This window comes from Enterobacter huaxiensis, assembly GCF_003594935.2.
Classification (GTDB): Bacteria; Pseudomonadota; Gammaproteobacteria; order Enterobacterales; family Enterobacteriaceae; genus Enterobacter; species Enterobacter huaxiensis.
In genome coordinates this window covers 3,903,382-3,926,659 of the sequence record NZ_CP043342.1, presented here as the reverse complement: position 1 = coordinate 3,926,659, position 23,278 = coordinate 3,903,382, and the positions used below count along the sequence as shown (strand labels likewise).

The 23,278-nt window shown below is 57.1% G+C and carries 19 protein-coding genes; 11 read left to right on the top strand and 8 right to left on the bottom strand.

From position 1 onward, the window contains the following. Window positions 1-23: 23 nt before the first annotated feature. Genes fhuC through fhuB form a run of 3 tightly spaced genes read left to right on the top strand, consistent with a single transcriptional unit; the run spans window position 24 to window position 3,690 of the window. Window positions 24-821 carry a Fe3+-hydroxamate ABC transporter ATP-binding protein FhuC gene (fhuC, locus tag D5067_RS18770; protein WP_119938421.1) on the top strand — a complete coding sequence of 266 codons (798 nt, stop codon included), beginning with the start codon at window positions 24-26 and terminating at the stop codon, window positions 819-821. After that, window positions 821-1,711: a Fe(3+)-hydroxamate ABC transporter substrate-binding protein FhuD gene (fhuD, locus tag D5067_RS18765; protein ID WP_119938422.1), complete on the top strand. Its 891-nt coding sequence runs from the start codon at window positions 821-823 to the stop codon at window positions 1,709-1,711. The genes fhuC and fhuD overlap by 1 nt, the downstream gene beginning before the upstream one ends. After that, complete coding sequence (gene fhuB / locus D5067_RS18760) at window positions 1,708-3,690, top strand: Fe(3+)-hydroxamate ABC transporter permease FhuB (protein WP_119938423.1); 1,983 nt, start codon at window positions 1,708-1,710, stop codon at window positions 3,688-3,690. Before fhuD ends, fhuB begins: the two co-directional genes overlap by 4 nt. A 96-nt stretch (window positions 3,691-3,786) precedes the next feature. Here fhuB and hemL read toward each other — a convergent pair whose 3' ends face one another. After that, window positions 3,787-5,067 carry a glutamate-1-semialdehyde 2,1-aminomutase gene (hemL, locus tag D5067_RS18755; RefSeq protein WP_119938425.1) on the bottom strand — a complete coding sequence of 427 codons (1,281 nt, stop codon included), beginning with the start codon at window positions 5,065-5,067 and terminating at the stop codon, window positions 3,787-3,789. A gap of 176 nt (window positions 5,068-5,243) precedes the next feature. Here hemL and clcA point away from each other — a divergent pair, with 176 nt between their 5' ends. Both clcA and erpA read left to right on the top strand, forming a co-directional pair. Continuing rightward, window positions 5,244-6,641 (top strand): H(+)/Cl(-) exchange transporter ClcA, encoded by a 1,398-nt coding sequence (gene clcA, locus D5067_RS18750; protein WP_119938427.1) that lies wholly within the window; start codon window positions 5,244-5,246, stop codon window positions 6,639-6,641. 86 nt (window positions 6,642-6,727) lie between these two features. Then, window positions 6,728-7,075: an iron-sulfur cluster insertion protein ErpA gene (gene erpA, locus D5067_RS18745; protein ID WP_119938428.1), complete on the top strand. Its 348-nt coding sequence runs from the start codon at window positions 6,728-6,730 to the stop codon at window positions 7,073-7,075. A gap of 92 nt (window positions 7,076-7,167) precedes the next feature. Here the strand turns inward: erpA and D5067_RS18740 are convergent, their stop codons facing one another. Genes D5067_RS18740 through mtnN form a run of 3 tightly spaced genes read right to left on the bottom strand, consistent with a single transcriptional unit; the run spans window position 7,168 to window position 9,308 of the window. Then, window positions 7,168-7,785: a TRIC cation channel family protein gene (locus D5067_RS18740; protein ID WP_119938429.1), complete on the bottom strand. Its 618-nt coding sequence runs from the start codon at window positions 7,783-7,785 to the stop codon at window positions 7,168-7,170. Window positions 7,786-7,816: 31 nt separating this feature from the next. Beyond that, on the bottom strand, window positions 7,817-8,617 hold the full coding sequence (gene btuF, locus D5067_RS18735; protein WP_119938430.1) for a vitamin B12 ABC transporter substrate-binding protein BtuF: 801 nt from the start codon (window positions 8,615-8,617) through the stop codon (window positions 7,817-7,819). After that, on the bottom strand, window positions 8,610-9,308 hold the full coding sequence (gene mtnN, locus D5067_RS18730) for a 5'-methylthioadenosine/S-adenosylhomocysteine nucleosidase (protein ID WP_119938431.1): 699 nt from the start codon (window positions 9,306-9,308) through the stop codon (window positions 8,610-8,612). Before mtnN ends, btuF begins: the two co-directional genes overlap by 8 nt. Window positions 9,309-9,390: 82 nt before the next feature. Here mtnN and dgt point away from each other — a divergent pair, with 82 nt between their 5' ends. The 3 genes from dgt to cdaR all read left to right on the top strand — a co-directional run bounded on the left by dgt (window position 9,391) and on the right by cdaR (window position 13,789). Then, window positions 9,391-10,905 (top strand): dGTPase, encoded by a 1,515-nt coding sequence (gene dgt / locus D5067_RS18725; protein WP_119938432.1) that lies wholly within the window; start codon window positions 9,391-9,393, stop codon window positions 10,903-10,905. Between the two features lie 132 nt (window positions 10,906-11,037). Beyond that, window positions 11,038-12,477, top strand: a complete 1,440-nt coding sequence (gene degP, locus D5067_RS18720) for a serine endoprotease DegP (RefSeq protein ID WP_119938433.1) — start codon at window positions 11,038-11,040, stop codon at window positions 12,475-12,477. A 154-nt stretch (window positions 12,478-12,631) separates the two neighbouring features. Beyond that, a complete protein-coding gene (gene cdaR / locus D5067_RS18715; RefSeq protein WP_119938434.1) occupies window positions 12,632-13,789 on the top strand; it encodes a DNA-binding transcriptional regulator CdaR in 1,158 nt (385 codons plus the stop codon). A 57-nt stretch (window positions 13,790-13,846) separates the two neighbouring features. Here the strand turns inward: cdaR and D5067_RS18710 are convergent, their stop codons facing one another. Further along, window positions 13,847-14,236: a DUF3461 family protein gene (locus D5067_RS18710; RefSeq protein WP_012016111.1), complete on the bottom strand. Its 390-nt coding sequence runs from the start codon at window positions 14,234-14,236 to the stop codon at window positions 13,847-13,849. A 250-nt stretch (window positions 14,237-14,486) separates the two neighbouring features. On the opposite strand from D5067_RS18710, the gene D5067_RS18705 reads away from it, so the two are divergent. Beyond that, window positions 14,487-16,775 carry an FdhF/YdeP family oxidoreductase gene (locus tag D5067_RS18705; RefSeq protein WP_119938435.1) on the top strand — a complete coding sequence of 763 codons (2,289 nt, stop codon included), beginning with the start codon at window positions 14,487-14,489 and terminating at the stop codon, window positions 16,773-16,775. Between the two features lie 47 nt (window positions 16,776-16,822). Here the strand turns inward: D5067_RS18705 and dapD are convergent, their stop codons facing one another. The 3 genes from dapD to map form a co-directional block, all read right to left on the bottom strand. Beyond that, complete coding sequence (gene dapD / locus D5067_RS18700) at window positions 16,823-17,647, bottom strand: 2,3,4,5-tetrahydropyridine-2,6-dicarboxylate N-succinyltransferase (protein ID WP_008501915.1); 825 nt, start codon at window positions 17,645-17,647, stop codon at window positions 16,823-16,825. A gap of 32 nt (window positions 17,648-17,679) precedes the next feature. Continuing rightward, window positions 17,680-20,355, bottom strand: coding sequence for a bifunctional uridylyltransferase/uridylyl-removing protein GlnD (gene glnD, locus D5067_RS18695; protein WP_119938464.1), 2,676 nt, complete (start codon window positions 20,353-20,355; stop codon window positions 17,680-17,682). A 62-nt stretch (window positions 20,356-20,417) separates the two neighbouring features. Continuing rightward, complete coding sequence (gene map, locus D5067_RS18690) at window positions 20,418-21,212, bottom strand: type I methionyl aminopeptidase (RefSeq protein WP_119938436.1); 795 nt, start codon at window positions 21,210-21,212, stop codon at window positions 20,418-20,420. Window positions 21,213-21,533: 321 nt separating this feature from the next. On the opposite strand from map, the gene rpsB reads away from it, so the two are divergent. After that, window positions 21,534-22,259, top strand: a complete 726-nt coding sequence (gene rpsB, locus D5067_RS18685) for a 30S ribosomal protein S2 (RefSeq protein ID WP_119938437.1) — start codon at window positions 21,534-21,536, stop codon at window positions 22,257-22,259. A gap of 116 nt (window positions 22,260-22,375) precedes the next feature. Then, a complete protein-coding gene (gene tsf, locus D5067_RS18680; protein ID WP_119938438.1) occupies window positions 22,376-23,227 on the top strand; it encodes a translation elongation factor Ts in 852 nt (283 codons plus the stop codon). Window positions 23,228-23,278 lie beyond the last annotated feature (51 nt).

The window sequence follows — 23,278 nt, the reverse complement described above, 5'->3', positions numbered from 1 at the left end:
CCTTTTTATTTAAGTTGGCTGACATGCAGGATAATAACATCCACTCCGACACCACCTTTACGCTCAACAATCTCTCCTTTCGCGTACCCGGGCGCACCCTGCTGCATCCGCTCTCTTTGACCTTTCCCGCAGGTAAAGTCACGGGCCTGATTGGCCACAACGGTTCCGGTAAATCGACCCTGCTTAAAATGCTGGGCCGCCATCAGCCGCCGTCAGAGGGCGATATTCTGCTGGACGGTCAGCCGCTGGAGAGCTGGAACAGTAAAGCCTTTGCCCGCAAAGTCGCGTACCTGCCGCAGCAGCTGCCGCAGGCGGAAGGGATGACGGTGCGCGAGCTGGTGGCGATTGGGCGTTATCCGTGGCACGGGGCGCTTGGGCGCTTCGGCGTGGCCGACAGAGAGAAAGTGGAAGAGGCGATTGCGCTGGTCGGGCTAAAGCCGCTGGCGCACCGTCTGGTGGACAGCCTGTCCGGCGGGGAACGTCAGCGCGCGTGGATTGCAATGCTGGTGGCGCAGGATAGCCGCTGTCTGCTGCTGGATGAGCCGACCTCCGCGCTGGATATTGCCCACCAGGTTGACGTGCTGGCGCTGGTGCACCGCTTAAGCCAGCAGCGCGGTCTGACGGTGATCGCGGTGCTGCACGATATCAACATGGCCGCGCGTTACTGTGATTATCTGGTCGCGCTGCGCGGCGGCGAAGCTATCGCTCAGGGCACGCCGTCTGAGCTGATGCGCAGCGACACGCTGGAACAGATCTACGGTATTCCAATGGGGATTTTGCCTCACCCTGCCGGGGCTGCACCGGTGAGCTTTGTGTACTGATGCTGGATAATCTACTCCTTAGCCGCCGTCGCCTGCTGACGGCCATAGCGCTCTCTCCGCTGCTGCTCAAAATGAATACGGCCCATGCGGCCGGGATCGATCCGCACCGTATCGTGGCGCTGGAATGGCTGCCCGTCGAACTGATGCTGGCGCTGGGCGTTACGCCCTATGGCGTAGCCGATATACCCAACTACAAACTGTGGGTGAACGAGCCGAAACTCCCGGACTCGGTTATCGATATCGGCCTGCGTACCGAGCCGAACCTCGAGCTGCTGACGCAAATGAAGCCGTCCTTTTTATTCTGGTCTGCCGGGTATGGCCCGTCAGAAGAGACCATGGCGAAGATTGCCCCTGGCCGGGGTTTTTCGTTCAGCGACGGGAAAAAGCCGCTGACCATGGCAAAAAATTCTATCAACGAGATGGCGCAGTTCCTGAACCGTGAGGCGGAGGCGAAAAAACACCTCGCCGAATTCGATGCGCTGATTGACTCCCTGAAGCCGCGCTTTGCCAACCGTGGAGATCGTCCGCTGCTGATGGTCACCCTGCTGGACGCCCGCCACATGCTGGTCTTCGGCAAAAACTGCCTGTTCCAGGAAGTGCTCGATAGCTTTGGCATTCGTAACGCCTGGGAAGGAGAGATGACCTTCTGGGGCAGCACCGCCGTGGGGATTGACCGCCTGGCACAGTTTCGCGACGTCGACGTGCTGTGCTTCGATCACGGCAACGAACGCGACATGCAGGCGCTGATGGCCACCCCGCTCTGGCAGGCGATGCCGTTCGTGCGCGAGCAGCGCTTCAAGCGAGCACCTGCGGTATGGTTCTACGGCGCGACGCTGTCGGCCATGCATTTTGCCCGCGTGCTGGATAACGCAATGGGAGGCAAAGCATGAATACGCGTATTGCCCGCTTTCCTGCGCTGCTGCTGACCCTTATTTTCCTCGCCGCGCTGGCATTGACCTGGTTCAACCTGTCGACGGCGCTACCGCGCGGACAGTGGGGTACTGCCTTTGCCGCGCCGGATATCGACAACATTCAGCAAATGCTGTTCCACTACAGCCTGCTGCCACGCCTGGCGATCTCGCTGCTGGTCGGCGCCGGGTTAGGCCTGGTGGGCGTCTTGTTCCAGCAGGTGCTGCGTAACCCGCTGGCGGAGCCGACCACGCTGGGCGTTGCGACCGGGGCGCAGCTTGGCATTACCATCACCACGCTGTGGGCGCTGCCGGGGGCGTTAACCTCGCAGTTTGCCGCCCTTGCCGGGGCGTGCGTGGTGGGGACATTAGTTTTCGGCGTGGCGTGGGGGAAACGTCTTTCGCCGGTTACCTTGATTCTGGCGGGTCTGGTGGTCAGCCTCTACTGCGGGGCCATCAACCAGCTGCTGGTGCTTTTCCATCACGATCAGCTGCAAAGCATGTTCCTGTGGAGTACCGGAACGCTGACCCAGACCGACTGGAGCGTGGTGCAGCGCCTGTGGCCGCAGCTGGCTGGCGGCGTGGTGCTGACCTTGCTGCTGCTGCGTCCGCTCACCCTGATGGGGCTGGACGACGGGGTGGCGCGCAACCTTGGGCTGGCATTGTCACTGGCTCGCCTTGCGGCGTTAACTCTGGCGATTGTGCTAAGCGCCCTGCTGGTGAACGCGGTTGGCATTATCGGCTTTATCGGCCTGTTTGCGCCGCTGCTGGCGAAAATGCTCGGGGCGCGTCGCCTGCTGGCGCGCCTGATGCTGGCGCCGCTGATTGGGGCGCTGATCCTCTGGCTGTCCGACCAAATTATTCTCTGGCTGGCGCGGGTCTGGATGGAGGTCTCTACCGGTTCAGTGACGGCGCTGATCGGTGCGCCGCTGCTGCTGTGGCTCCTGCCGCGACTGCGCAGCATCAGCGCCCCGGCGATGGATGCCGGGGACAAGGTCCACGCCGAGCGTCAGTCGCTGCTGTGGTTTAGCCTGGCCGGTCTGGCGGTGCTGATCGTGGCATCGTTTGCGGCCCTTTCCCTGGGGCGCGACGCGACGGGCTGGCACTGGGCAACGGGGGATTTACTCAACGACCTGCTGCAGTGGCGCTGGCCGCGTATCTTCTCCGCGCTGATCGCGGGCGTAATGCTGGCGGTAGCGGGCTGTATTATTCAGCGCCTGACCGGTAACCCGATGGCGAGCCCTGAAGTGCTGGGGATCAGCTCCGGTGCAGCCTTTGGCGTGGTGCTGATGCTGTTCCTGGTGCCGGGAAATGCCTTCGGCTGGCTGATGCCTGCCGGGAGCATTGGCGCGGCGGTCACGCTGCTGATCATCCTTGTTGCCTCCGGTCGAGGCGGTTTTTCGCCTCACCGTATGCTGCTGGCGGGGATGGCGCTCAGCACCGCGTTTACCATGCTGCTGATGATGCTGCAGGCGAGCGGCGATCCGCGCATGGCGCAGATCCTGACCTGGATAGCTGGCTCAACCTACGGGGCCACCGGCAGACAGGTGGTGAATACCGGGATCGTGATGATTGTTCTGCTGGCGATTGTGCCGCTGTGCCGCCGCTGGATGACCATTCTGCCGCTCGGTGGTGAAACCGCGCGTGCGGTGGGGATGGCGCTGACGCCAACGCGCGTCGGGCTGCTGCTGCTGGCGGCGTGCCTGACGGCTGCGGCGACGATGACCATTGGCCCATTAAGTTTTGTCGGGCTGATGGCGCCGCATATTGCCAGAATGATGGGTTTCCGCCGGACGATGCCGCATATCGTGATGTCAGCCCTGACGGGCGGCGTGATGCTGGTCTTTGCAGACTGGTGCGGAAGGATGGTGCTGTTCCCGTATCAGATCCCGGCGGGTCTGCTGTCGACCTTTATCGGGGCGCCGTACTTTATTTATCTGTTGAGAAAGCAGAGCCGATAGTCAGATGCGGCCTGATGCTCTCACCCCGGCCCTCTCTCACGGGGAGAGGGAGAACATCGTAGGCCGGGTAAGCGTTAGCGCCACCCGGCCATGCCCTTAGAGCTTCGCGAATACCTTACGCGCCGCGTCGATGGTGTTGTTGATGTCTTCTGTACCGTGCGCCACGGACATAAAGCCCGCTTCGAACGCTGACGGTGCCAGATACACGCCCTCTTCCAGCATCAGGTGGAAGAAGCGCTTGAAGCGTTCCACGTCGCATTTCACCACGTCCTGATAGCAGGTCACGGTTTTCGCATCGGTAAAGAAGATCCCGAACATCCCGCCAACGTGGTTAACCACCAGCGGAATACCCGCTTCTTCTGCCGCTTCCAGCAGGCCGTTTGCCAGCTGCGTGGTCAGGTCGGTCAGGGTTTCGTGAATACCCGGCTGCGCCACTTCCGTCAGACAGGCGAAACCGGCGGCCATCGCGATGGGGTTACCGGACAGCGTTCCCGCCTGGTAAACCGGGCCGGTCGGGGCCAGGGCTTCCATCACGTCTTTACGGCCACCGAATGCGCCGACGGGCATGCCGCCGCCGATGATTTTGCCGAGGCAGGTCAGGTCCGGCTCAACGCCGTAGTAAGACTGTGCCCCCGCCAGCGCCACGCGGAAACCGGTCATCACTTCGTCGATGATCAGCAGCGCGCCGAACTCATCGCACAGGGCGCGCAGGCCCGGCAGGAACTCAGGCTGCGGTGGGATGCAGTTCATGTTACCCGCGACCGGCTCAACGATGATGCAGGCAATCTCCTGCGGATACTGCTCGAACGCCGCGCGAACGGTGTCGAGATCGTTATAGGTGCAGGTGAGGGTGTGTTTGGCGAAATCAGCCGGTACGCCCGGCGAGTTCGGCTGGCCGAGCGTCAGCGCGCCGGAACCCGCTTTCACCAGCAGGCAGTCCGCGTGGCCGTGGTAGCAGCCTTCGAACTTGATAATCTTGTCGCGGCCGGTAAAGCCGCGCGCCAGGCGAATGGCGCTCATGGTGGCTTCGGTGCCGGAGTTCACCATGCGCACCATGTCCATTGTCGGCACCAGCTCGGTGACCAGTTCCGCCATTTTAACTTCCATCTCGGTTGGCGCACCGAAGCTCAGGCCGCGCTGAGCCGCTTCAATCACCGCGTTGCGAATGGCAGGGTGGTTATGACCCAGCACCATTGGACCCCAGGAGCCGACATAATCGATATAGGCTTTGCCGTCGACATCAAACAGGTATGCGCCGTCAGCACGTTCAATAAACAGCGGCGTGCCGCCTACGCCGGTAAACGCGCGGACGGGTGAGTTCACGCCACCCGGAATAAGCTCGCGGGCTGCACTGTAGAGGTTTTCAGACTTGCTCATGGCATCGTTCCTGGTTCGTATAAAATGGTTAAGCACACTATTCTAAGTGATTCGCTGAACGTTATGAAATTTTTGCCCCATTAATGCATAAACAATTGTTAAGGATTTTTCATCAGACGACGCGACGGTCTCTGGTAAAATCCTTGCGGCGTTTTGTATGACGAAAAGAACAGACAATGAAAGCAAACTCCTCATTTGAAGAACAGCAGTTAGCACGGGCACGACACCGTATCAGCATTCGACGGCTGCTCAACCGCGATAAAACGCCGCTGGCGATCCTGCTGGCTGCCGCCGTGGTCGGCACCCTCGCTGGACTGGTCGGCGTCGCCTTTGAAAAAGCGGTCAATGCCGTGATCGGCTGGCGCCTCGGCACGCTCGCCGGGTTTGCAGAGCGCGGAGGATGGGTTTGGGTGTGGGCGTTTGGCCTGTCCGCGCTTTTAGCGATGGTGGGCTATTTTCTGGTACGTAAATTTGCTCCGGAAGCCGGGGGCTCTGGCATTCCGGAGATCGAAGGGGCGCTGGAAGAGCTGCGTCCGGTACGCTGGTGGCGGGTGATCCCGGTGAAGTTTATCGGCGGCATGGGGACCCTTGGCGCCGGGATGGTGCTTGGGCGAGAGGGGCCAACGGTTCAGCTTGGCGGGAACGTAGGGCGCATGGTGGGCGATCTTTTCCGCATGCGCAGTGCCGAAGCGCGCCATACGCTGCTTGCAACCGGCGCGGCGGCGGGGCTTTCCGCAGCGTTCAACGCCCCGCTGGCGGGGATCCTCTTTATCATTGAGGAGATGCGCGCGCAGTTTCGTTACAACCTCATCTCCATTAAAGCGGTTTTTACCGGCGTGATAATGTCGAGCATCGTTTTTCGTATTTTCAACGGCGAAGGGGCGGTGATTGAAGTGGGGAAACTCACTAATGCGCCGGTGAATACGCTGTGGCTATATCTGATCCTCGGCATGGTGTTTGGCATTGTCGGGCCGCTGTTTAATACGCTGATCCTGCGCGCTCAGGATATGTTCCAGCGTATTCACGGCGGTAATACAACCCGATGGGTGCTGGTGGGCGGCCTGCTGGGCGGGATGTGCGGCATCATCGGCCTGATTGAGCCCAATGCGACAGGCGGTGGGTTCGGGTTGATCCCCATTGCGGCGGCGGGCAATTTCAGCGTCGGCCTGCTGCTGTTCCTGTTTATTTCCCGCGTGATCACTACGGTGCTCTGCTTCTCTTCCGGCGCACCGGGCGGGATCTTCGCGCCGATGCTGGCGCTCGGTACCTTACTGGGTACGGCCTTTGGCATGGCCGCAGAGGCGGGTTTTCCCACGTATCACCTTGATGCCGGTACGTTTGCCATTGCCGGAATGGGAGCGCTTCTGGCCGCCTCCCTGCGCGCGCCGCTGACCGGGATTGTACTGGTTCTGGAGATGACCGACAATTATCAGCTCATATTGCCAATGATCATTACCTGTCTTGGCGCGACACTATTAGCCCAATTCCTGGGTGGAAAACCGCTATACTCCACCATTCTTGCCCGCACCCTGGCGAAGCAGGATGCAGACCAAGCCGCGTCGCAGAATACTTGAATGAATTACCAGGGTATTAGATAATGAAAAAAAGAATTGGGTGATTTTTACCCAATTGCAGTAAGCAGTATTCATGGGAGCATAAAATGAGTGATGACGTAGTAGCAGTGCCGCTCGAATTTACCGAAGCAGCAGCCAAAAAAGTGAAAGTCCTGATTGCCGACGAAGACAATCCGGATCTGAAACTGCGTGTATATATTACCGGTGGTGGCTGCAGCGGCTTCCAGTATGGTTTTACCTTTGACGACCAGATCAACGATGGTGATATGACTATCGAGAAGCAGGGCGTCGCGCTGGTGGTTGACCCGATGAGCCTGCAATATCTGGTGGGCGGTGCGGTTGATTACACCGAAGGTCTGGAAGGTTCGCGCTTTGTGGTGACGAACCCGAACGCGACAAGCACCTGCGGGTGTGGCTCTTCGTTCAGTATTTAAGAGGTGCGGGCTGATGCCCTCATCCCGGCCCTCTCCCACAGGGAGAGGGAGAAAAGACTAAAAACGGTAACCTTGCGGTTACCGTTTTGCGTTTACCTGTCATCCAGCGCAAACGTCGGCAGCTTCAGGTGCCAGCGTATCGCCGCTAAACGTATCCCCAGCGTGACGACCATTCCCAGCATCGCGGCATTCTCCAGCGGAACCGCAAAGGTGTAATAAGCCGTGGCGTGGACAATGCCGCCAACGATACAGGCCGTGGCGTAGATTTCGGTGCGCAGGATCATGGGCACCTCGCGCGCCAGAATGTCACGGATAATCCCGCCGCCGACGCCGGTTAGCACGCCCATGCAGATCGCGACCATGGGGCCCGTTCCCGCGTTAAAGGCTTTATTCACCCCAATGCCGACAAACACCGCCAGACCCACGGCGTCCAGGACCGGCAGTATCCATTTCGGCAATCTGCGAGGCTGTCGAACCAGGACAATCGTTAACAGGCAGGTGACCATCGCCACCACCAGATCCGTCGGATCTTTAACCCAAAATACCGGACCATGCGCCAGCGCCATATCGCGGATCGTTCCGCCGCCCACCGCCGTCACAACGCCAAGCACCAGCACGCCAAACGGATCCATGCGCAGTTTTCCGGCGAGCAAAACGCCGGAGATAGCAAAAACGGCTGTGCCAAGAATATCCAGCCAATAAACGAGCATCGTTAAATCCTCGAAAGGGGGTAGGTAACTGTTAGTGACTCTCTGCCAGTGCGGCACAGAGCTGTTTAGCGGCGAGGATAATACGCGGGCTGGCGCGTTCAAACCAGTCGCTGTTAAGGGGTATTACCGGTATTTTTAGCTGGCTTTGCCAGAATTGTTCAACTTTAGGAATCTCGCTCGCACTTCCGACCACCACGATAGCCTGCGGCTGGCGGGCCAGAACCTGTTCCCGACTAACCTGCGGCCACGGGACCCGGCTGGCGGCGAAGATATTCTCGCCCCCGCAGATCTCCAGGACCTGGTTTTGAATAGAGCCCTGCCCGGTGGTAAACAGCGGCTGGCTGCCAAACTGCAGGAATACGCGCTTTTTTGTGGGGGTGTCGTACCGCGTTTTCAGGGCGGCAGCGTCACTGAGCATCTGCAGCGCTGCCTGTTCGGCTTTTTCCGGCGTCGGGCTATAGGGGGCGAGCGCGCGCAGCGCGTGAGCGACTTGCTCAATACTCACCGCATCTACCCACATTACCTTGATGCCCAGCGAGCTGAGCTGGTTAACCTGCCGCTCCGCGTTTCCACCGCGCCAGGCCAGCACGAGGTCGGGCTTAAGCGCCACGATGCGCTCAAGGTTCATCCCTTGCCATGTCGACACCTGTTCAATGCCCGCGGCCTGCGGCGGGTAGTCTGAAAAGCTGCTAACGCCAACGGGCGTGATCCCGGCGGCAAAGGCCAGCTCGGTGTTGGCGGGGGAGAGGGTAATCACACGCGGCACGGCAAAAAGCCATGCCGGTGCGAGCAGAAGCAGGGCGGCAAGCGCCCTCAGGATGGGTTTAGCCACGCGCCAGTTTCTGCACCAGGCTTTCTACCATCACGGTAGACTGCTTGGCCGCGACGGCCAGGAACTCGTCAAAGCTCAGGTGGGACTGCTGGTCAGCCACGTCGGAGATGGCGCGAACCACCACGAACGGAACCTGGAAGTTGTGGCAAACATGAGCAATCGCGGTCGCTTCCATCTCAACGGCAACCGCCTGCGGGAAGTTGTGACGGATTTTCGCCAGGCCAACGGAGCCGTTGATAAAGGCATCACCGCTGACAATCAGGCCGCGCACCGCATTCAGGTTTAACTCAGCGATGCAGGTTTCTGCTGCCGCAACGAGCTTATCGTCTGCTTTAAACCCTGCCGGGCAGCCCGGAAGCTGACCGTATTCATAGCCAAACGCGGTCACGTCTGCGTCGTGGTAACGTGCTTCATCGGAAACGACGATATCACCCACTTTCAGCGTCGGCGCCAGGCCACCCGCAGAACCGGTGTTGATGATCACGTCTGGCTTGCAGCGTTCGAGCAACAGGGTTGCGCCCAGTGCAGCCGCCACTTTACCGATGCCTGATTTCAGCAGAGCAACGTCGACACCGTTCAGCTGGCCGGTATAGATCTCGCAGCCACCCAGTGACAGGGTCTGACGGTTCTCAATTTTGTCACGCAGCAGCGTAACTTCTTCTTCCATTGCACCAATAATGCCGATTTTCATAGATTTACTCGCGATGTGCCTTGTTAAGATGCATAGTCTATCATGCGGTTAAGGGGAAACGCATTCTCACGCGGGGGAGCACATGGCACCAATCGATTTTCGCACCAAAATTAACTGGCACCGACGTTTCCGTTCGCCTCAAGGCGAAAAAAATGAACATGAGATCCTGCGTATTTTTGAGAGCGATCGCGGGCGAATCATAAACTCGCCGGCCATTCGTCGGCTACAGCAAAAGACCCAGGTGTTTCCGCTGGAGCGTAATGCTGCGGTGCGCACGCGTTTAACCCATTCAATGGAAGTTCAGCAGGTCGGCCGTTATATTGCTAAAGAGATTTTGAGCCGCCTCAAAGAGCAGCGGCTGCTGGAAACCTACGGTCTGGACGAACTGACCGGGCCGTTCGAAAGCATCGTTGAGATGGCCTGTCTGATGCACGATATCGGCAATCCGCCCTTTGGTCATTTCGGTGAAGCCGCGATTAACGACTGGTTCAGGCAGCGACTTTTCCCGCTGGATGCCAAAAGCCAGCCGCTCAGCGATGACCGCTGCGTGGTGCGGGATTTACGCCTGCGGGAAGGGGAGGAAGGAGTAAACGATCTGCGCCGCAAGGTGCGTCAGGATCTCTGCCATTTTGAAGGCAACGCCCAGGGGATCCGCCTGGTGCATTCCCTGATGCGAATGAACCTGACGTGGGCGCAGGTGGGCTGCATTCTTAAATATACGCGACCCGCCTGGTGGATGGGGGAAACGCCCGCATCACACAGCTATTTGATGAAAAAACCGGGCTATTACCTCTCAGAAGAAGCCTATATTGACCGGCTACGCAAAGAACTCTCCCTGGCACCGCACGGTCGCTTTCCCTTAACCTGGATTATGGAAGCCGCCGACGACATTTCCTATTGCGTTGCTGATCTGGAAGACGCCGTTGAGAAAAGAATATTCAGCGTCGAGGAACTTTATCAGCATCTTTATGATGCCTGGGGCCCGCATGAAAAAGGGTCGTTGTTTGCTCAGGTTGTCGAAAATGCCTGGGAAAAATCTCGATCCAATTCATTAAGCCGCAGCACTGAAGATCAGTTCTTTATGTATTTACGGGTCAACACATTAAATAAACTGGTGCCATATGCGGCCTCGCGTTTTATTGATAATTTACCGCTGGTTTTCAGCGGAGAATTTAATCACGCGCTGCTGGAAGACGACAGCAGCTTTAGCCAGCTTCTTGAACTCTATAAACACGTCGCAATGCGGCACGTGTTTAGCCATCCGGACGTTGAGCAGTTAGAATTACAGGGATATCGGGTAATCAGCGGGTTACTGGACATTTATGCTCCTCTGCTGCAATTATCCGTCGAGGAGTTTAGCGAGCTGGTGGAGAACGAGCGCGTGCGGCGACTGCCGATAGAATCCCGGCTTTATCAGAAATTGTCGACACGCCATCGCCTGGCGTATGTCGAAGCGATCGGTAAACTGGACAGACGGTCTGCCGAATGGCCGGTACTGGAATATTATTATCGCTGTCGTCTTATCCAGGACTATATCAGCGGTATGACGGATTTGTATGCCTGGGACGAATACCGAAAGCTCATGGCCGTTGAATAATTCCGGAGTTTTGTAAAGACGACCAATAAATTTTTACTTTTTCCATAAACTTAATCCCGGAACTAAGCGGTATAAAACGAATCTGAGTTACACAGCAATTTTGCGTTATCTGGTAAATCGAGATTGAGAAACATGAAAAAAACCACATTAGCAATGAGTGCACTGGCTCTGAGTTTAGGTTTAGCGCTGTCTCCTGTGGCTGCGACTGCAGCCGAGACCGCGTCGTCGGCAGCAACCGCGCAGCAGATGCCAAGCCTGGCACCGATGCTCGAAAAAGTGATGCCATCGGTGGTGAGTATCAACGTTGAGGGCAGCACGACCGTCAATACGCCGCGTATGCCGCGTAACTTCCAGCAGTTCTTTGGCGACAACTCGCCGTTCTGCCAGGACGGTTCGCCATTCCAGAGCTCTCCGTTCTGTCAGGGCGGCGGTGCAGGGGATGACAGCCAGGGCGGCGGCGGCCAGCAGCAAAAATTCATGGCGCTGGGCTCGGGCGTCATCATTGACGCAGCGAAAGGCTACGTGGTGACCAACAACCACGTTGTCGATAATGCCAGCACCATTAAGGTACAGCTGAGCGATGGCCGCAAGTTTGATGCGAAAGTGGTGGGTAAAGACCCGCGCTCCGACATCGCCCTGATTCAGATTCAGGATCCGAAAAACCTGACGGCGATTAAGCTTGCCGACTCTGACGCGCTGCGCGTCGGGGATTACACCGTGGCGATCGGTAACCCGTTCGGCCTGGGTGAAACCGTGACCTCGGGTATCGTTTCTGCGCTGGGCCGTAGCGGCCTGAATGCTGAAAACTACGAAAACTTCATCCAGACGGACGCTGCGATCAACCGCGGTAACTCCGGCGGTGCGCTGGTGAACCTGAACGGTGAACTGATTGGTATCAATACCGCGATCCTGGCGCCGGACGGCGGCAACATCGGTATCGGCTTTGCTATTCCAAGCAATATGGTGAAAAACCTGACCGCGCAAATGGTGCAGTATGGCCAGGTGAAACGCGGTGAGCTGGGTATCCTCGGTACCGAGCTGAACTCCGAGCTGGCGAAAGCGATGAAAGTTGACGCCCAGCGCGGGGCGTTCGTCAGCCAGGTAATGCCGAACTCCTCCGCGGCGAAAGCGGGCATTAAAGCGGGTGACGTGATCACCTCCCTGAACGGGAAGCCGATCAGCAGCTTTGCCGCGCTGCGTGCCGAAGTGGGCTCAATGCCGATTGGCAGCAAAGTGACCCTTGGCCTGCTGCGTGACGGTAAGCCGGTTAACGTGAGCCTGGAACTGCAGCAGAGCAGCCAGAATCAGGTTGATTCCAGCACCATCTTCAGCGGTATCGAAGGTGCCGAGATGAGCAATAAGGGTGAAGATAAAGGCGTGGTGGTGAACAACGTGAAAGCGAACTCACCGGCTGCGCGTATCGGCCTGAAAAAAGGTGACGTGATCATGGGCGCTAACCAGCAGCCGGTGAAAAACATCGCTGAACTGCGCAAAATTCTCGACAGCAAACCTTCCGTGCTGGCGCTGAATATTCAGCGTGGAGACTCCTCCATCTACCTGCTGATGCAATAATCCCCTTTAGCCCCTGTCGCGATACGGCAGGGGCTTTTCTTTTTTCTGTGACCCTTTCCACAAGTCCATACATCTCACTCTCTCTTTGTGCATCCGCACAATGCGGCTCTTAATGAACTCCCCTATGCTTGAGCTCTGCTCACAGGAGGGTTACATGGCTGGCTGGCATCTTGATACCAAAATGGCGCAGGATATCGTGGCGCGCACCATGCGCATTATCGATACCAATATCAACGTAATGGATGCCCGCGGGCGCATTATTGGCAGCGGCGATCGGGAGCGCATTGGGGAATTGCACGAAGGTGCGCTGCTGGTGCTTTCTCAGGGGCGGGTGGTCGATATTGACGATGCGGTCGCAAAACACCTGCACGGCGTTCGTCAGGGCATCAACTTACCGCTGCGTCTCGAAGGTGAAATCGTCGGCGTTATCGGCCTGACCGGGGAGCCGGAATCCCTGCGTAAATACGGCGAGCTGGTTTGTATGACGGCGGAGATGATGCTGGAGCAATCGCGCCTGATGCACCTGCTGGCGCAGGATAGCCGCCTGCGTGAAGAACTGGTCATGAACCTCATTCAGGCGGAGGAACACACGCCTGCCTTGAACGAGTGGGCGCAGCGCCTGGGTATCGACCTGAATCAACCGCGCGTGGTGGCGATGATTGAAGTGGACAGCGGCCAGCTTGGCGTGGACAGCGCGATGGCTGAGCTGCAGCAGCTGCAGAATGCGCTGGCAACGCCGGAGCGCAATAACCTGGTGGCGATCGTCTCTCTTACTGAAATGGTGGTGCTTAAGCCCGCGCTCAATCAGTTTGGCCGCTGGGATGCGGAAGATCACCGCCGCCGCGTGGATCAACTCATCGCGCGAATGAAAGAGAACGGTCAGCTGCGTTTTCGCGTTGCGCTGGGCAACTACTTTACCGGGCCGGGCAGCATTGCCCGCTCGTGGCGCACCGCGCGTACCACGATGATGGTGGGCAAGCAGCGCATGCCGGAAAGCCGAAGCTACTTTTACCAGGACCTGATGCTGCCGGTGCTGCTCGACAGCCTGCGCGGCGGCTGGCAGGCCAATGAGCTGGCGCGTCCGCTGGTGCGCCTGAAGGCGATGGACAACAACGGCCTGCTGCGCCGCACGCTGCAGGCGTGGTTTCGCCATAACGTGCAGCCGCTGGCGACGTCGAAAGCGCTGTTTATTCATCGCAATACGCTGGAATATCGGCTTAACCGAATCTCGGAGCTGACGGGGCTGGATCTGGGGAATTTTGACGACAGGCTGCTGCTGTACGTGGCGCTTCAGTTAGACGAGCAGCGTTGATGCTGTATGCAGTTTTCACCCTCTCCCTGTGGGAGAGGGCATCAGACCGCACCTAAATTATTTGTTACGAGTTAACTTCTCAAGATCCGCTTCAATCTCGCTGATCTTGTGGGTAACAACGCTCTCCAGATGACGCAGGTCATCCAGGATCTTACGTTTGAGATCGACTTCAGTACGATCGCGCTGGCAGATCTGATCGAGTTCATCGATCACATAGCGCAGGTTAGGGCTGATTTCCTGTACTTCTTTATAACCCTGGCCAACACCGTCTGCCACGACGGTCTTGCGCTGGCGCGGGTATTTAAACTTCACGCTTTTGGCGAAAAATTCCCCTTTGTCCTTGTGAAAATAGATTTTCAAAATATCGTTATTGGCTTCCTGACGGAGACTGTAACGATCAATTTCATCAGGATTGGTAATGCCCAGACTTTTCAGATTATCGTACATAGCGGTACCCTTATCTCAACATAACCTTTGAATAATTAACGAAAAAATCCTTTTTCGCCACCCTCATATGCAAAAAGCGGGAGCATCCCAGCAAACGGTACTCCATTTTCGCCTGTCTGCACGCAAGCAAGGAGCATAAACCTAACTCGTTTATTGTAGTTTTTAGCTACCTCGTCAAGAGGAAATCAATATGAGAGTGAAATTGCTACCGTAGCCGCCATAAATAATTGTCGGTAAATAAGCAGTCGCAATGAAAAAGGGTGTTGCAGGTATTAATGGCTATCAGGGCCCGGCAGGAGGCTGGGGCGCAGTAAAAGCCGTCACCGCGTCGGTATTTTCGCAACGGGCTGTCGCCCGCGATATTATCGCTATGTTTAAGATGAACCAGGTCTCGGGCTTTGACTGCCCCGGCTGCGCATGGCCAGATCCCGGCCACCGCGCGCCGATGGAGCTGTGCGAAAACGGCGTTAAGGCGGTCTCCTGGGAAACCACCAGCAAGAAAGCCTCCCCTGAATTTTTTAGTCGTCATCCGGTTTCTACGCTGTGGCATTACAGCGACTATGAGCTGGAAAATAGCGGTCGTTTAACCCATCCGATGAAATACGACGCCGCGACGGACCGCTGGCAGGCGGTTGAATGGGATGTCGCCTTTAAGGAGATCGGCGAACGCCTGCGCAGCTATGATTCTCCGGAACGGGTAGAGTTTTATACCTCAGGGCGTACCTCCAACGAAGCGGCCTTCCTGTACCAGCTTTTCGCACGGGAATACGGCAGCAGTAATTTTCCGGACTGTTCCAACATGTGTCACGGCCCAACCAGCGCGGGGCTGACGCGGTCTATTGGCCTTGGAAAAGGGACGGTAGAGCTGGATGATTTCGAGCACTGCGATCTGGTGATCTGTATTGGGCACAACCCGGGCACTAACCATCCACGTATGCTGACTACCCTGCGGGAGGTGGCTAAACGCGGGGGCAAAATTATCTCGATTAACCCGCTGGCGGAGCGCGGCCTTGAGCGGTTTAGCTTTCCACAAAGCCCGAAGGAGATGTTCACCGGGCAGGCAACAATGCTAAGCAGCCGCTACTACCAGGTGAGAATGGGCGGGGATTCCGCGCTGCTTAAAGGGATCATGAAAGCCCTGATCGAGATGGATGAAGCCCGGATTTTGCTCGACCAGCAGCCGTGCCTCGATCATGCGTTTATCGCTGAGCATACCGCCGGTTATTCGGCGCTGTATGAGGACTTGCGCAAGTGCAAATGGGCCGAGCTGGAAAAGGAAAGCGGGCTGACGCACGGCCAGATGGAAGATCTGGCGGACAGCTATAACAAATCCCGCGCCACCATCATCTGCTATGGTCTTGGGATCACCCAGCATAAAAACGGCACCGAAAACGTTCAGCAGCTGGTTAACCTGCTGCTGTTGAAGGGGAATATGGGCAAGGCTGGCGCGGGGATATGTCCGCTGCGCGGCCATTCCAACGTGCAGGGCGATCGCTCGGTGGGGATCAACGAGGCCGCACCTGAGGAGTTCCTGAAGCGTCTGGAGGATCGTTTTGCCATCAGGGTTTCGCGTCGACACGGGCGTTCCAGCGTGGAGAGCATTCGCGCCATAGAGCGAGGAGAGGCCAAAGCGCTGATCTGTATGGGCGGTAACCTGGCGGTGGCGATGCCTGAACCGCAGCGCACCTTTGCCGCCATGAAAACGCTGGATATGCAGGTACATATCGCCACCAAACTCAACCGCTCGCACCTGCTGCTGGCGAAGCATAACTATCTGCTGCCTGCGCTGGGCAGAACCGAACGTGACCTTCAGGCCACGGGCATCCAGTCCGTCACCGTCGAAGACTCCATGTCGATGGTCCATGCCTCCTGCGGCGGCCTCAAGCCGGCTTCGCGCTGGCTGAAATCCGAGCCTGCTATTGTGGCGGAAATGGCGCGCGCCGCGCTGCCTGACTCCCTGGTGAACTGGGAAGAGATGAGCGGCAACTACGCGCTGATCCGGGAGGCGATTGAAGCGGTGATCCCGGCGTTTGCCGACTACAACGCCCGAATCGCTGAGCCTGGCGGATTTCGTATGGATACCCCGGCTTCACGTCGTGAGTGGCATACGCCGAACGGGAAAGCGAACTTCGTGGTGGGATGTCATACTGCCGTTGACCTTCAGCATCACCCCTCCGATACCCTGGTGCTGGCGACGCTGCGCAGCCACGATCAGTACAACACCACGATCTATGGTATGAACGATCGTTACCGCGGTATTACCGGCCGCCGGGATGTTGTCTTCCTGAGCGAGGCTGAGGCCAGAGCGCGCGGGCTGGTTCAGGGCGATGTGGTCAACGTGCAGGCGCTGGAGGATAGCGGCCAGCCTGCCGAAGGGCGGGAAATGCGGGGGCTGACGGTGGTGATTTACAGCATGGCTGCCGGATCGATTGGCGCGTACCTGCCTGAAGCGAACGTGCTGCTGTCGCTGGATGCAGTAGATGCTGAAAGCCTGACGCCCGCCTATAAAAGCGTGCCGGTTGTCATTACCAAAGCGTAGAAAAACAAAACCCGCCAGCAGGCGGGTTTTTTTAACGCAATACCGACTTAGTCGATGGTGCGCAGCAGTTCGTTGATACCGACTTTGCCACGGGTTTTCGCATCTACTTTCTTCACGATAACCGCACAGTACAGGCTGTACTTGCCATCTTTCGACGGCAGGTTGCCGGACACGACGACAGAACCTGCCGGAACGCGACCGTAGTGCACTTCACCGGTTTCACGATCGTAAATGCGGGTGCTCTGGCCGATGTAAACGCCCATGGAGATCACGGAGCCTTCTTCAACGATCACGCCCTCAACCACTTCGGAGCGCGCCCCGATGAAGCAGTTGTCTTCGATGATGGTTGGGTTAGCCTGCAGTGGCTCCAGTACGCCACCGATGCCGACGCCGCCGGACAGGTGAACGTTTTTACCGATCTGCGCGCAAGAGCCGACGGTCGCCCAGGTGTCCACCATGGTGCCTTCATCAACGTAGGCGCCGATGTTCACGTAGGATGGCATCAGCACGGTGTTGCGCGCAATGAATGCGCCCTGGCGAACTGCCGCTGGCGGCACGACGCGGAAGCCTTCTTTCTGGAAACGCGCTTCGTCGTAGTCCGCGAATTTCATTGGCACTTTATCGAAGTAGCGGCTTTCTGCTCCGTCGATAACCTGGTTATCGTTGATACGGAAAGAGAGCAGCACGGCTTTCTTCAGCCATTGATGAGTGACCCACTGACCGTCGATTTTTTCTGCCACGCGCAGCGCGCCGGAATCCAGCAGGGAAATAACCTGGTTTACCGCTTCACGCGTAACGGTATCCACATTTGCCGGGGTGATCTCGGCGCGACGCTCAAAAGCGGACTCAATAACGTTCTGTAACTGCTGCATTGTTTACTCTTTCCATTTCACTAAAAAACACGTCACCCTTTATCGTTTGGATTGAGGGCTGCTGTCAACCGTTGTTGCACTTCAAGCTGCAGGTCATTATTAAGGGCACGCCGGTCCGCTGTCGCGATTATAAATAAATCTTCTACTCGCTCGCCAATGGTTGTAATTCGGGCGCCATGAAGCGAAATTCCCAGATCGGCAAAAACCTGGCCGACGCGGGCGAGCAGTCCCGGCTGGTCGAGCGCGATCAGCTCCAGAAACGATTTACGGTCGGTGTGGGTCGGCAGGAAATTAACCTCGGTATCGACGGTAAAGTGACGCAGTTTTGACGGCTGACGACGCGGCTGCGGCGGCTGCCAGCTGTGCTGGGTAATCGCCTGCTCCAGACCAAAGCGTATCCCCTCATGCCTGTCCGACGACAGCGGGCTGCCGTCCGGCTCCAGCACAATAAAGGTGTCCATTGCCATGCCGTCGCGCGTGGTAAAAATCTGCGCGTCGTGAACGCTCAGGTTACGCCTGTCGAGCTCCGCACAGACGGCGGCAAACAGGTAGGCGCGGTCAGGGCTCCAGATAAAGATCTCCGTCCCGCCGCGCGTGGCCTGTGGGCTGAGCAGGATCATCGGCTTCGACAGGTCATGTTTCAGCAAATGACGCGCGTGCCAGGCGAGCTGGTTTGGGCTGTGGCGTACAAAGTAGTTGGCACGACAGCGCGCCCAAATCTGATGCAGCGCCTCTTCGTCAATATTGTCCATCCGCAGCAGCGCCAGCGCCTGCAGCTGGTGGTGGCGAACGCGCTCGCGCATGTCCGGGGTGTTTTGCATCCCGCGGCGCAGCTGTTTTTCCGTGGCGAAGTACAGCTCGCGCAGCAGGCTCTGCTTCCAGCTGTTCCACAGGGTTTCGTTGGTGGCGCAAATATCGGCCACCGTCAGGCAGACCAGATAGCGCAGACGGTTTTCCGTTTGCACCTCTTCGGCGAACTGCTTAATGACTTCCGGATCCTGAATATCGCGACGCTGGGCGGTGACCGACATCAGCAGATGATGGCGGACCAGCCAGGCGATAAGCTGCGTCTCACGCGAGTTCAAACCGTGCAGCTCGGCAAACTTGAGCACGTCCTGCGCGCCCAGCACCGAGTGGTCGCCGCCGCGGCCTTTGGCGATGTCGTGGAAAAGGGCGGCGATCAGGATCAGCTCCGGGTGAGAAAGGCGCGGCCACAGATCGACGCACAGCGGATGGCGGGAGCGCGTCTCTTCCTGAGCAAAGCTTTCCAGCTTGAGCATCACGCGGATGGTGTGTTCATCCACCGTATAGGCGTGGAAAAGATCGAACTGCATCTGGCCGACGATATGCGACCACTGCGGCATGTAGGCCCACAGTACGCTGTGGCGGTGCATCGGCAGCAGCCCGCGGCTGACGGCGCCAGGATGGCGCAGCATGCTCAGGAACAGGGCGCGCGCTTCCGGGATATAGCACAATGGCTGTTTCAGGTGGCGGCGCGCATGACGAAGATGACGCAGGGTGGTGGAGTAGATCCCGGTGATCGTGCTGTTGCGAACCATGGTGTAGAACATCCGCAGGATCGCTTCCGGCTCGCGAATGAACAGCGTTTCGTCGCGCAGATCGATAAGCGTACCGCGTAGCTGAAATTCGTCGTCAATCGGGCGCGGCTTTTCATCTTCCGTCAGGGCCAGGATCGCTTCATCGAACAGCTGCAGCAGCATCTGGTTCAGTTCCGTGACGCGGCGGGTGACGCGGAAGAAATCCTTCATCATGTGTTCAACCGGCTCGTTGCCTTCACCGCTATAGTTGAGGCGCTGGGCAACGCTGAGCTGACGGTCGAACAGTAAGCGATTATCGTAGCGGGTGACTTCCAGATGCAGGGCGAAACGGATGCGCCACAGCAGGTGCAGACATTCGTTGAGCTCGTTACGCTCGGCCTCGGTTAAAAAGCCAAAACCGACCATTTCGTCCATCGAGGTGGCGCCGAAATGACGGCGGGCGACCCACTGTAAGGTGTGGATATCGCGCAGGCCGCCGGGGCTGCTTTTGATATCGGGTTCGAGGTTGTAGCTGGTGCCGTGATAGCGCTGGTGGCGTAGATTTTGTTCTTCAACCTTCGCGGCGAAGAACTTTTCCGATGGCCAGAACCCGTCGCTGAAGATATGTTTCTGCAGCTCGAGGAATAACGCGACGTCGCCGATCAGCAGGCGGGTTTCAATCAGGTTGGTGGCGACGGTCAGGTCAGATAGCCCTTCCAGCAGGCACTCTTCCAGGGTGCGCACGCTGTGGCCCACTTCCAGCTTCACGTCCCACAGCAGCGTCAGCAGCTCGCCGATTTTCTGCGCCTGCTCGTCCGGCAGCTTTTTGCGGCTTAAGATCAGCAGGTCGATATCCGAAAGCGGATGCAGTTCTCCGCGGCCATAGCCTCCGACGGCAACCAGCGCCACGTCGCTAATCTGCCCGAAGCCGTAGTCTATCCACAGGCGCTGCAGCAACTGGTCAATAAATTCGGTCCGCGCTTCGATAAGCTGCTCGGCAGAAATACCCGCGTCAAAGGCGCTTCCCAGCCAGCGCTGGAAGACGTCCATATGCGCTTTGATGTCGGCGCACTTCAGCTCGTGCGGCGGCCAGACGCCCGGATTATCGGGCTGGTCGGGGAGGGTGGGAAGGGCTGTGTTAGCATACTGTTCGGGTAAAAGATTACTCATCGTGTGCCACCCATAAGAAAAAGCTATCGCCATTAAAAAAGCCGGCATTTGCCGGCTTCTTCTTACTCAATGTTCGTCAGTATCGCCGGGATGGTGTCATCCTTGCGCAACGTCATAATTTCGCAGCCGTTGTCCGTCACCACAATAGTATGCTCGTACTGTGCAGACAAGCTTCTGTCTTTGGTTTTCACCGTCCAACCGTCTTTCATGGTACGGATGCGGTAATCGCCAGAGTTCACCATCGGCTCGATGGTGAAGGTCATGCCTTTCTGCAGGACCACGCCGCCGTCATCCGCATCATAGTGCAGAACCTGCGGCTCTTCGTGGAAGACGCGACCAATGCCGTGACCGCAGTATTCGCGCACTACGGAGAAACCTTCTGCTTCCACAAACTTCTGGATAGCCGCGCCAAGTGTGCGCAGGCGAATGCCCGGTTTCACCATCTTCAGCGCCAGGTAGAGGCTCTCTTGCGTCACCTTGCACAGGCGCTCGCCAAGAATGGTTGGCTTGCCTACGATGAACATCTTAGAGGTGTCGCCGTGGTACTCGTCTTTAATGACGGTCACGTCGATGTTCACGATGTCACCATCTTTCAGCAGCTTAGCGTCATCCGGAATGCCGTGACACACCACTTCATTAATAGAGATGCAGACGGACTTCGGGAAGCCGTGATAGCCGAGGCAGGCGGAAACCGCTTTCTGCTCGTTAACGATATAGTCATTACAGATGCGGTCCAGTTCGCCGGTGCTGACGCCCGGTTTGACATACGGCTCGATCATTTCCAGCACTTCCGCGGCCAGACGACCGGCGACGCGCATCTTTTCAATTTCTTCAGGGGTCTTAATAGAGATAGCCATGTAATCTGTCCATCGGTGTCGATTTTTTCGACAATACTAATCTACGTGTCGTCAATGGTATCAGTCTGGCGCACCCCGTGCCAAATTGAGAATCATTAACAGCACCCACCGTCAACAATGATTGGTTTCCGGCCCTGTTTTGTGGTATAAAGCGCGCCGGACTTCCGATCCATTTCATATACACAGAATGGACGGAGGCGATAAATCTCACTTTGTGTAACAACACACACGTATCGGCACATATTCCGGGGTGCCCTTTGGGGTCGGTAATATGGGATACGTGGAGGCTTAACCCCAACTTTTACTATAGAGGTTTTAAACATGGCAACTGTTTCCATGCGCGACATGCTCAAGGCTGGTGTTCACTTTGGTCACCAGACCCGTTACTGGAACCCGAAAATGAAGCCTTTCATCTTCGGCGCGCGTAACAAAGTTCACATCATCAACCTTGAGAAAACTGTACCAATGTTCAACGAAGCCCTGGCTGAGCTGAACAAGATCTCTTCCCGTAAAGGTAAGATTCTGTTCGTTGGTACTAAGCGCGCTGCAAGCGAAGCTGTGAAAGAAGCTGCTAACAGCTGCGACCAGTTCTTCGTGAACCATCGCTGGTTGGGCGGCATGCTGACTAACTGGAAAACCGTTCGTCAGTCAATCAAACGCCTGAAAGATCTGGAAACTCAGTCTCAGGACGGTACTTTCGACAAGCTGACTAAGAAAGAAGCGCTGATGCGCACTCGTGAACTGGGCAAGCTGGAAAACAGCCTGGGCGGTATCAAAGACATGGGCGGCCTGCCAGACGCGCTGTTCGTTATCGACGCTGACCACGAGCACATCGCAATCAAAGAAGCTAACAACCTGGGTATCCCGGTATTCGCTATCGTTGATACCAACTCCGATCCGGACGGTGTTGACTTCGTTATCCCGGGTAACGACGACGCAATCCGCGCAGTTACCCTGTACCTGGGTGCTGTAGCGACTACCGTACGTGAAGGTCGTTCTCAGGATCTGGCTTCTCAGGCGGAAGAAAGCTTCGTAGAAGCTGAATAATAAGGTTTTACCCCTTATTAGTACCGTGTATGAATAGGGGCCAATTATCGGCCCCTTTTTTCAATTTATACTGTTTGGCCCCGGCCGGGCAGTTCACATCTCCCGAGGATTTAAGAATGGCTGAAATTACCGCATCCCTGGTAAAAGAGCTGCGCGAGCGTACTGGCGCAGGCATGATGGATTGCAAAAAAGCGCTGACTGAAGCGAACGGCGACATCGAGCTGGCAATCGAAAACATGCGTAAATCCGGTGCGATCAAAGCAGCTAAAAAAGCAGGCAACGTTGCTGCTGACGGCGTGATCATCACTAAGATCGAAGGCAACTACGGTATCATTCTGGAAGTTAACTGCCAGACTGACTTCGTTGCTAAAGATGGCGGTTTCCAGGCATTTGCGAACAAAGTTCTGGACGCAGCTGTTGCTGGCAAAATCACTGACGTTGAAGTTCTGAAAGCACAGTTCGAAGAAGAACGTGTTGCTCTGGTTGCTAAAATCGGTGAGAACATCAACATCCGTCGTGTTTCTGTACTGGAAGGCGACGTTCTGGGTTCATACCAGCACGGCGCACGTATCGGTGTTCTGGTTGCTGCTAAAGGCGCTGACGAAGAGCTGGTTAAACAGCTGGCAATGCACATCGCTGCAAGCAAGCCAGAATTCGTTAAGCCAGAAGACGTGTCTGCTGAAGTGGTAGAGAAAGAGTACCAGGTTCAGCTGGACATCGCGATGCAGTCTGGTAAGCCAAAAGAAATCGCAGAGAAAATGGTTGAAGGCCGCATGAAGAAATTCACCGGCGAAGTTTCTCTGACTGGCCAGCCTTTCGTTATGGATCCAAGCAAGTCTGTTGCTCAGCTGCTGAAAGAGCACAACGCTGACGTAACTGGCTTCATCCGCTTCGAAGTGGGCGAAGGCATCGAGAAAGTTGAGACTGACTTCGCAGCAGAAGTTGCTGCAATGTCCAAGCAGTCTTAATGATTGAAAAGGAGCCGCCTGAGGGCGGCTTCTTTTTGTCACCCGTCACAC

What these genes read in the sequence shown, in the direction of transcription:
- clcA (WP_119938427.1), top strand. Translation starts at nt 5,244, where the DNA reads ATGAAAGCAAACTCCTCATTTGAAGAACAGCAGTTAGCACGGGCACGA.
- glnD (WP_119938464.1), bottom strand. Translation starts at nt 20,355, where the DNA reads ATGAGTAATCTTTTACCCGAACAGTATGCTAACACAGCCCTTCCCACC.
- fhuC (WP_119938421.1), top strand. Translation starts at nt 24, where the DNA reads ATGCAGGATAATAACATCCACTCCGACACCACCTTTACGCTCAACAAT.
- dgt (WP_119938432.1), top strand. Translation starts at nt 9,391, where the DNA reads ATGGCACCAATCGATTTTCGCACCAAAATTAACTGGCACCGACGTTTC.
- cdaR (WP_119938434.1), top strand. Translation starts at nt 12,632, where the DNA reads ATGGCTGGCTGGCATCTTGATACCAAAATGGCGCAGGATATCGTGGCG.
- fhuB (WP_119938423.1), top strand. Translation starts at nt 1,708, where the DNA reads ATGAATACGCGTATTGCCCGCTTTCCTGCGCTGCTGCTGACCCTTATT.
- erpA (WP_119938428.1), top strand. Translation starts at nt 6,728, where the DNA reads ATGAGTGATGACGTAGTAGCAGTGCCGCTCGAATTTACCGAAGCAGCA.
- rpsB (WP_119938437.1), top strand. Translation starts at nt 21,534, where the DNA reads ATGGCAACTGTTTCCATGCGCGACATGCTCAAGGCTGGTGTTCACTTT.
- D5067_RS18705 (WP_119938435.1), top strand. Translation starts at nt 14,487, where the DNA reads ATGAAAAAGGGTGTTGCAGGTATTAATGGCTATCAGGGCCCGGCAGGA.
- hemL (WP_119938425.1), bottom strand. Translation starts at nt 5,067, where the DNA reads ATGAGCAAGTCTGAAAACCTCTACAGTGCAGCCCGCGAGCTTATTCCG.
- map (WP_119938436.1), bottom strand. Translation starts at nt 21,212, where the DNA reads ATGGCTATCTCTATTAAGACCCCTGAAGAAATTGAAAAGATGCGCGTC.
- mtnN (WP_119938431.1), bottom strand. Translation starts at nt 9,308, where the DNA reads ATGAAAATCGGCATTATTGGTGCAATGGAAGAAGAAGTTACGCTGCTG.
- fhuD (WP_119938422.1), top strand. Translation starts at nt 821, where the DNA reads ATGCTGGATAATCTACTCCTTAGCCGCCGTCGCCTGCTGACGGCCATA.
- tsf (WP_119938438.1), top strand. Translation starts at nt 22,376, where the DNA reads ATGGCTGAAATTACCGCATCCCTGGTAAAAGAGCTGCGCGAGCGTACT.
- D5067_RS18710 (WP_012016111.1), bottom strand. Translation starts at nt 14,236, where the DNA reads ATGTACGATAATCTGAAAAGTCTGGGCATTACCAATCCTGATGAAATT.
- D5067_RS18740 (WP_119938429.1), bottom strand. Translation starts at nt 7,785, where the DNA reads ATGCTCGTTTATTGGCTGGATATTCTTGGCACAGCCGTTTTTGCTATC.
- dapD (WP_008501915.1), bottom strand. Translation starts at nt 17,647, where the DNA reads ATGCAGCAGTTACAGAACGTTATTGAGTCCGCTTTTGAGCGTCGCGCC.
- degP (WP_119938433.1), top strand. Translation starts at nt 11,038, where the DNA reads ATGAAAAAAACCACATTAGCAATGAGTGCACTGGCTCTGAGTTTAGGT.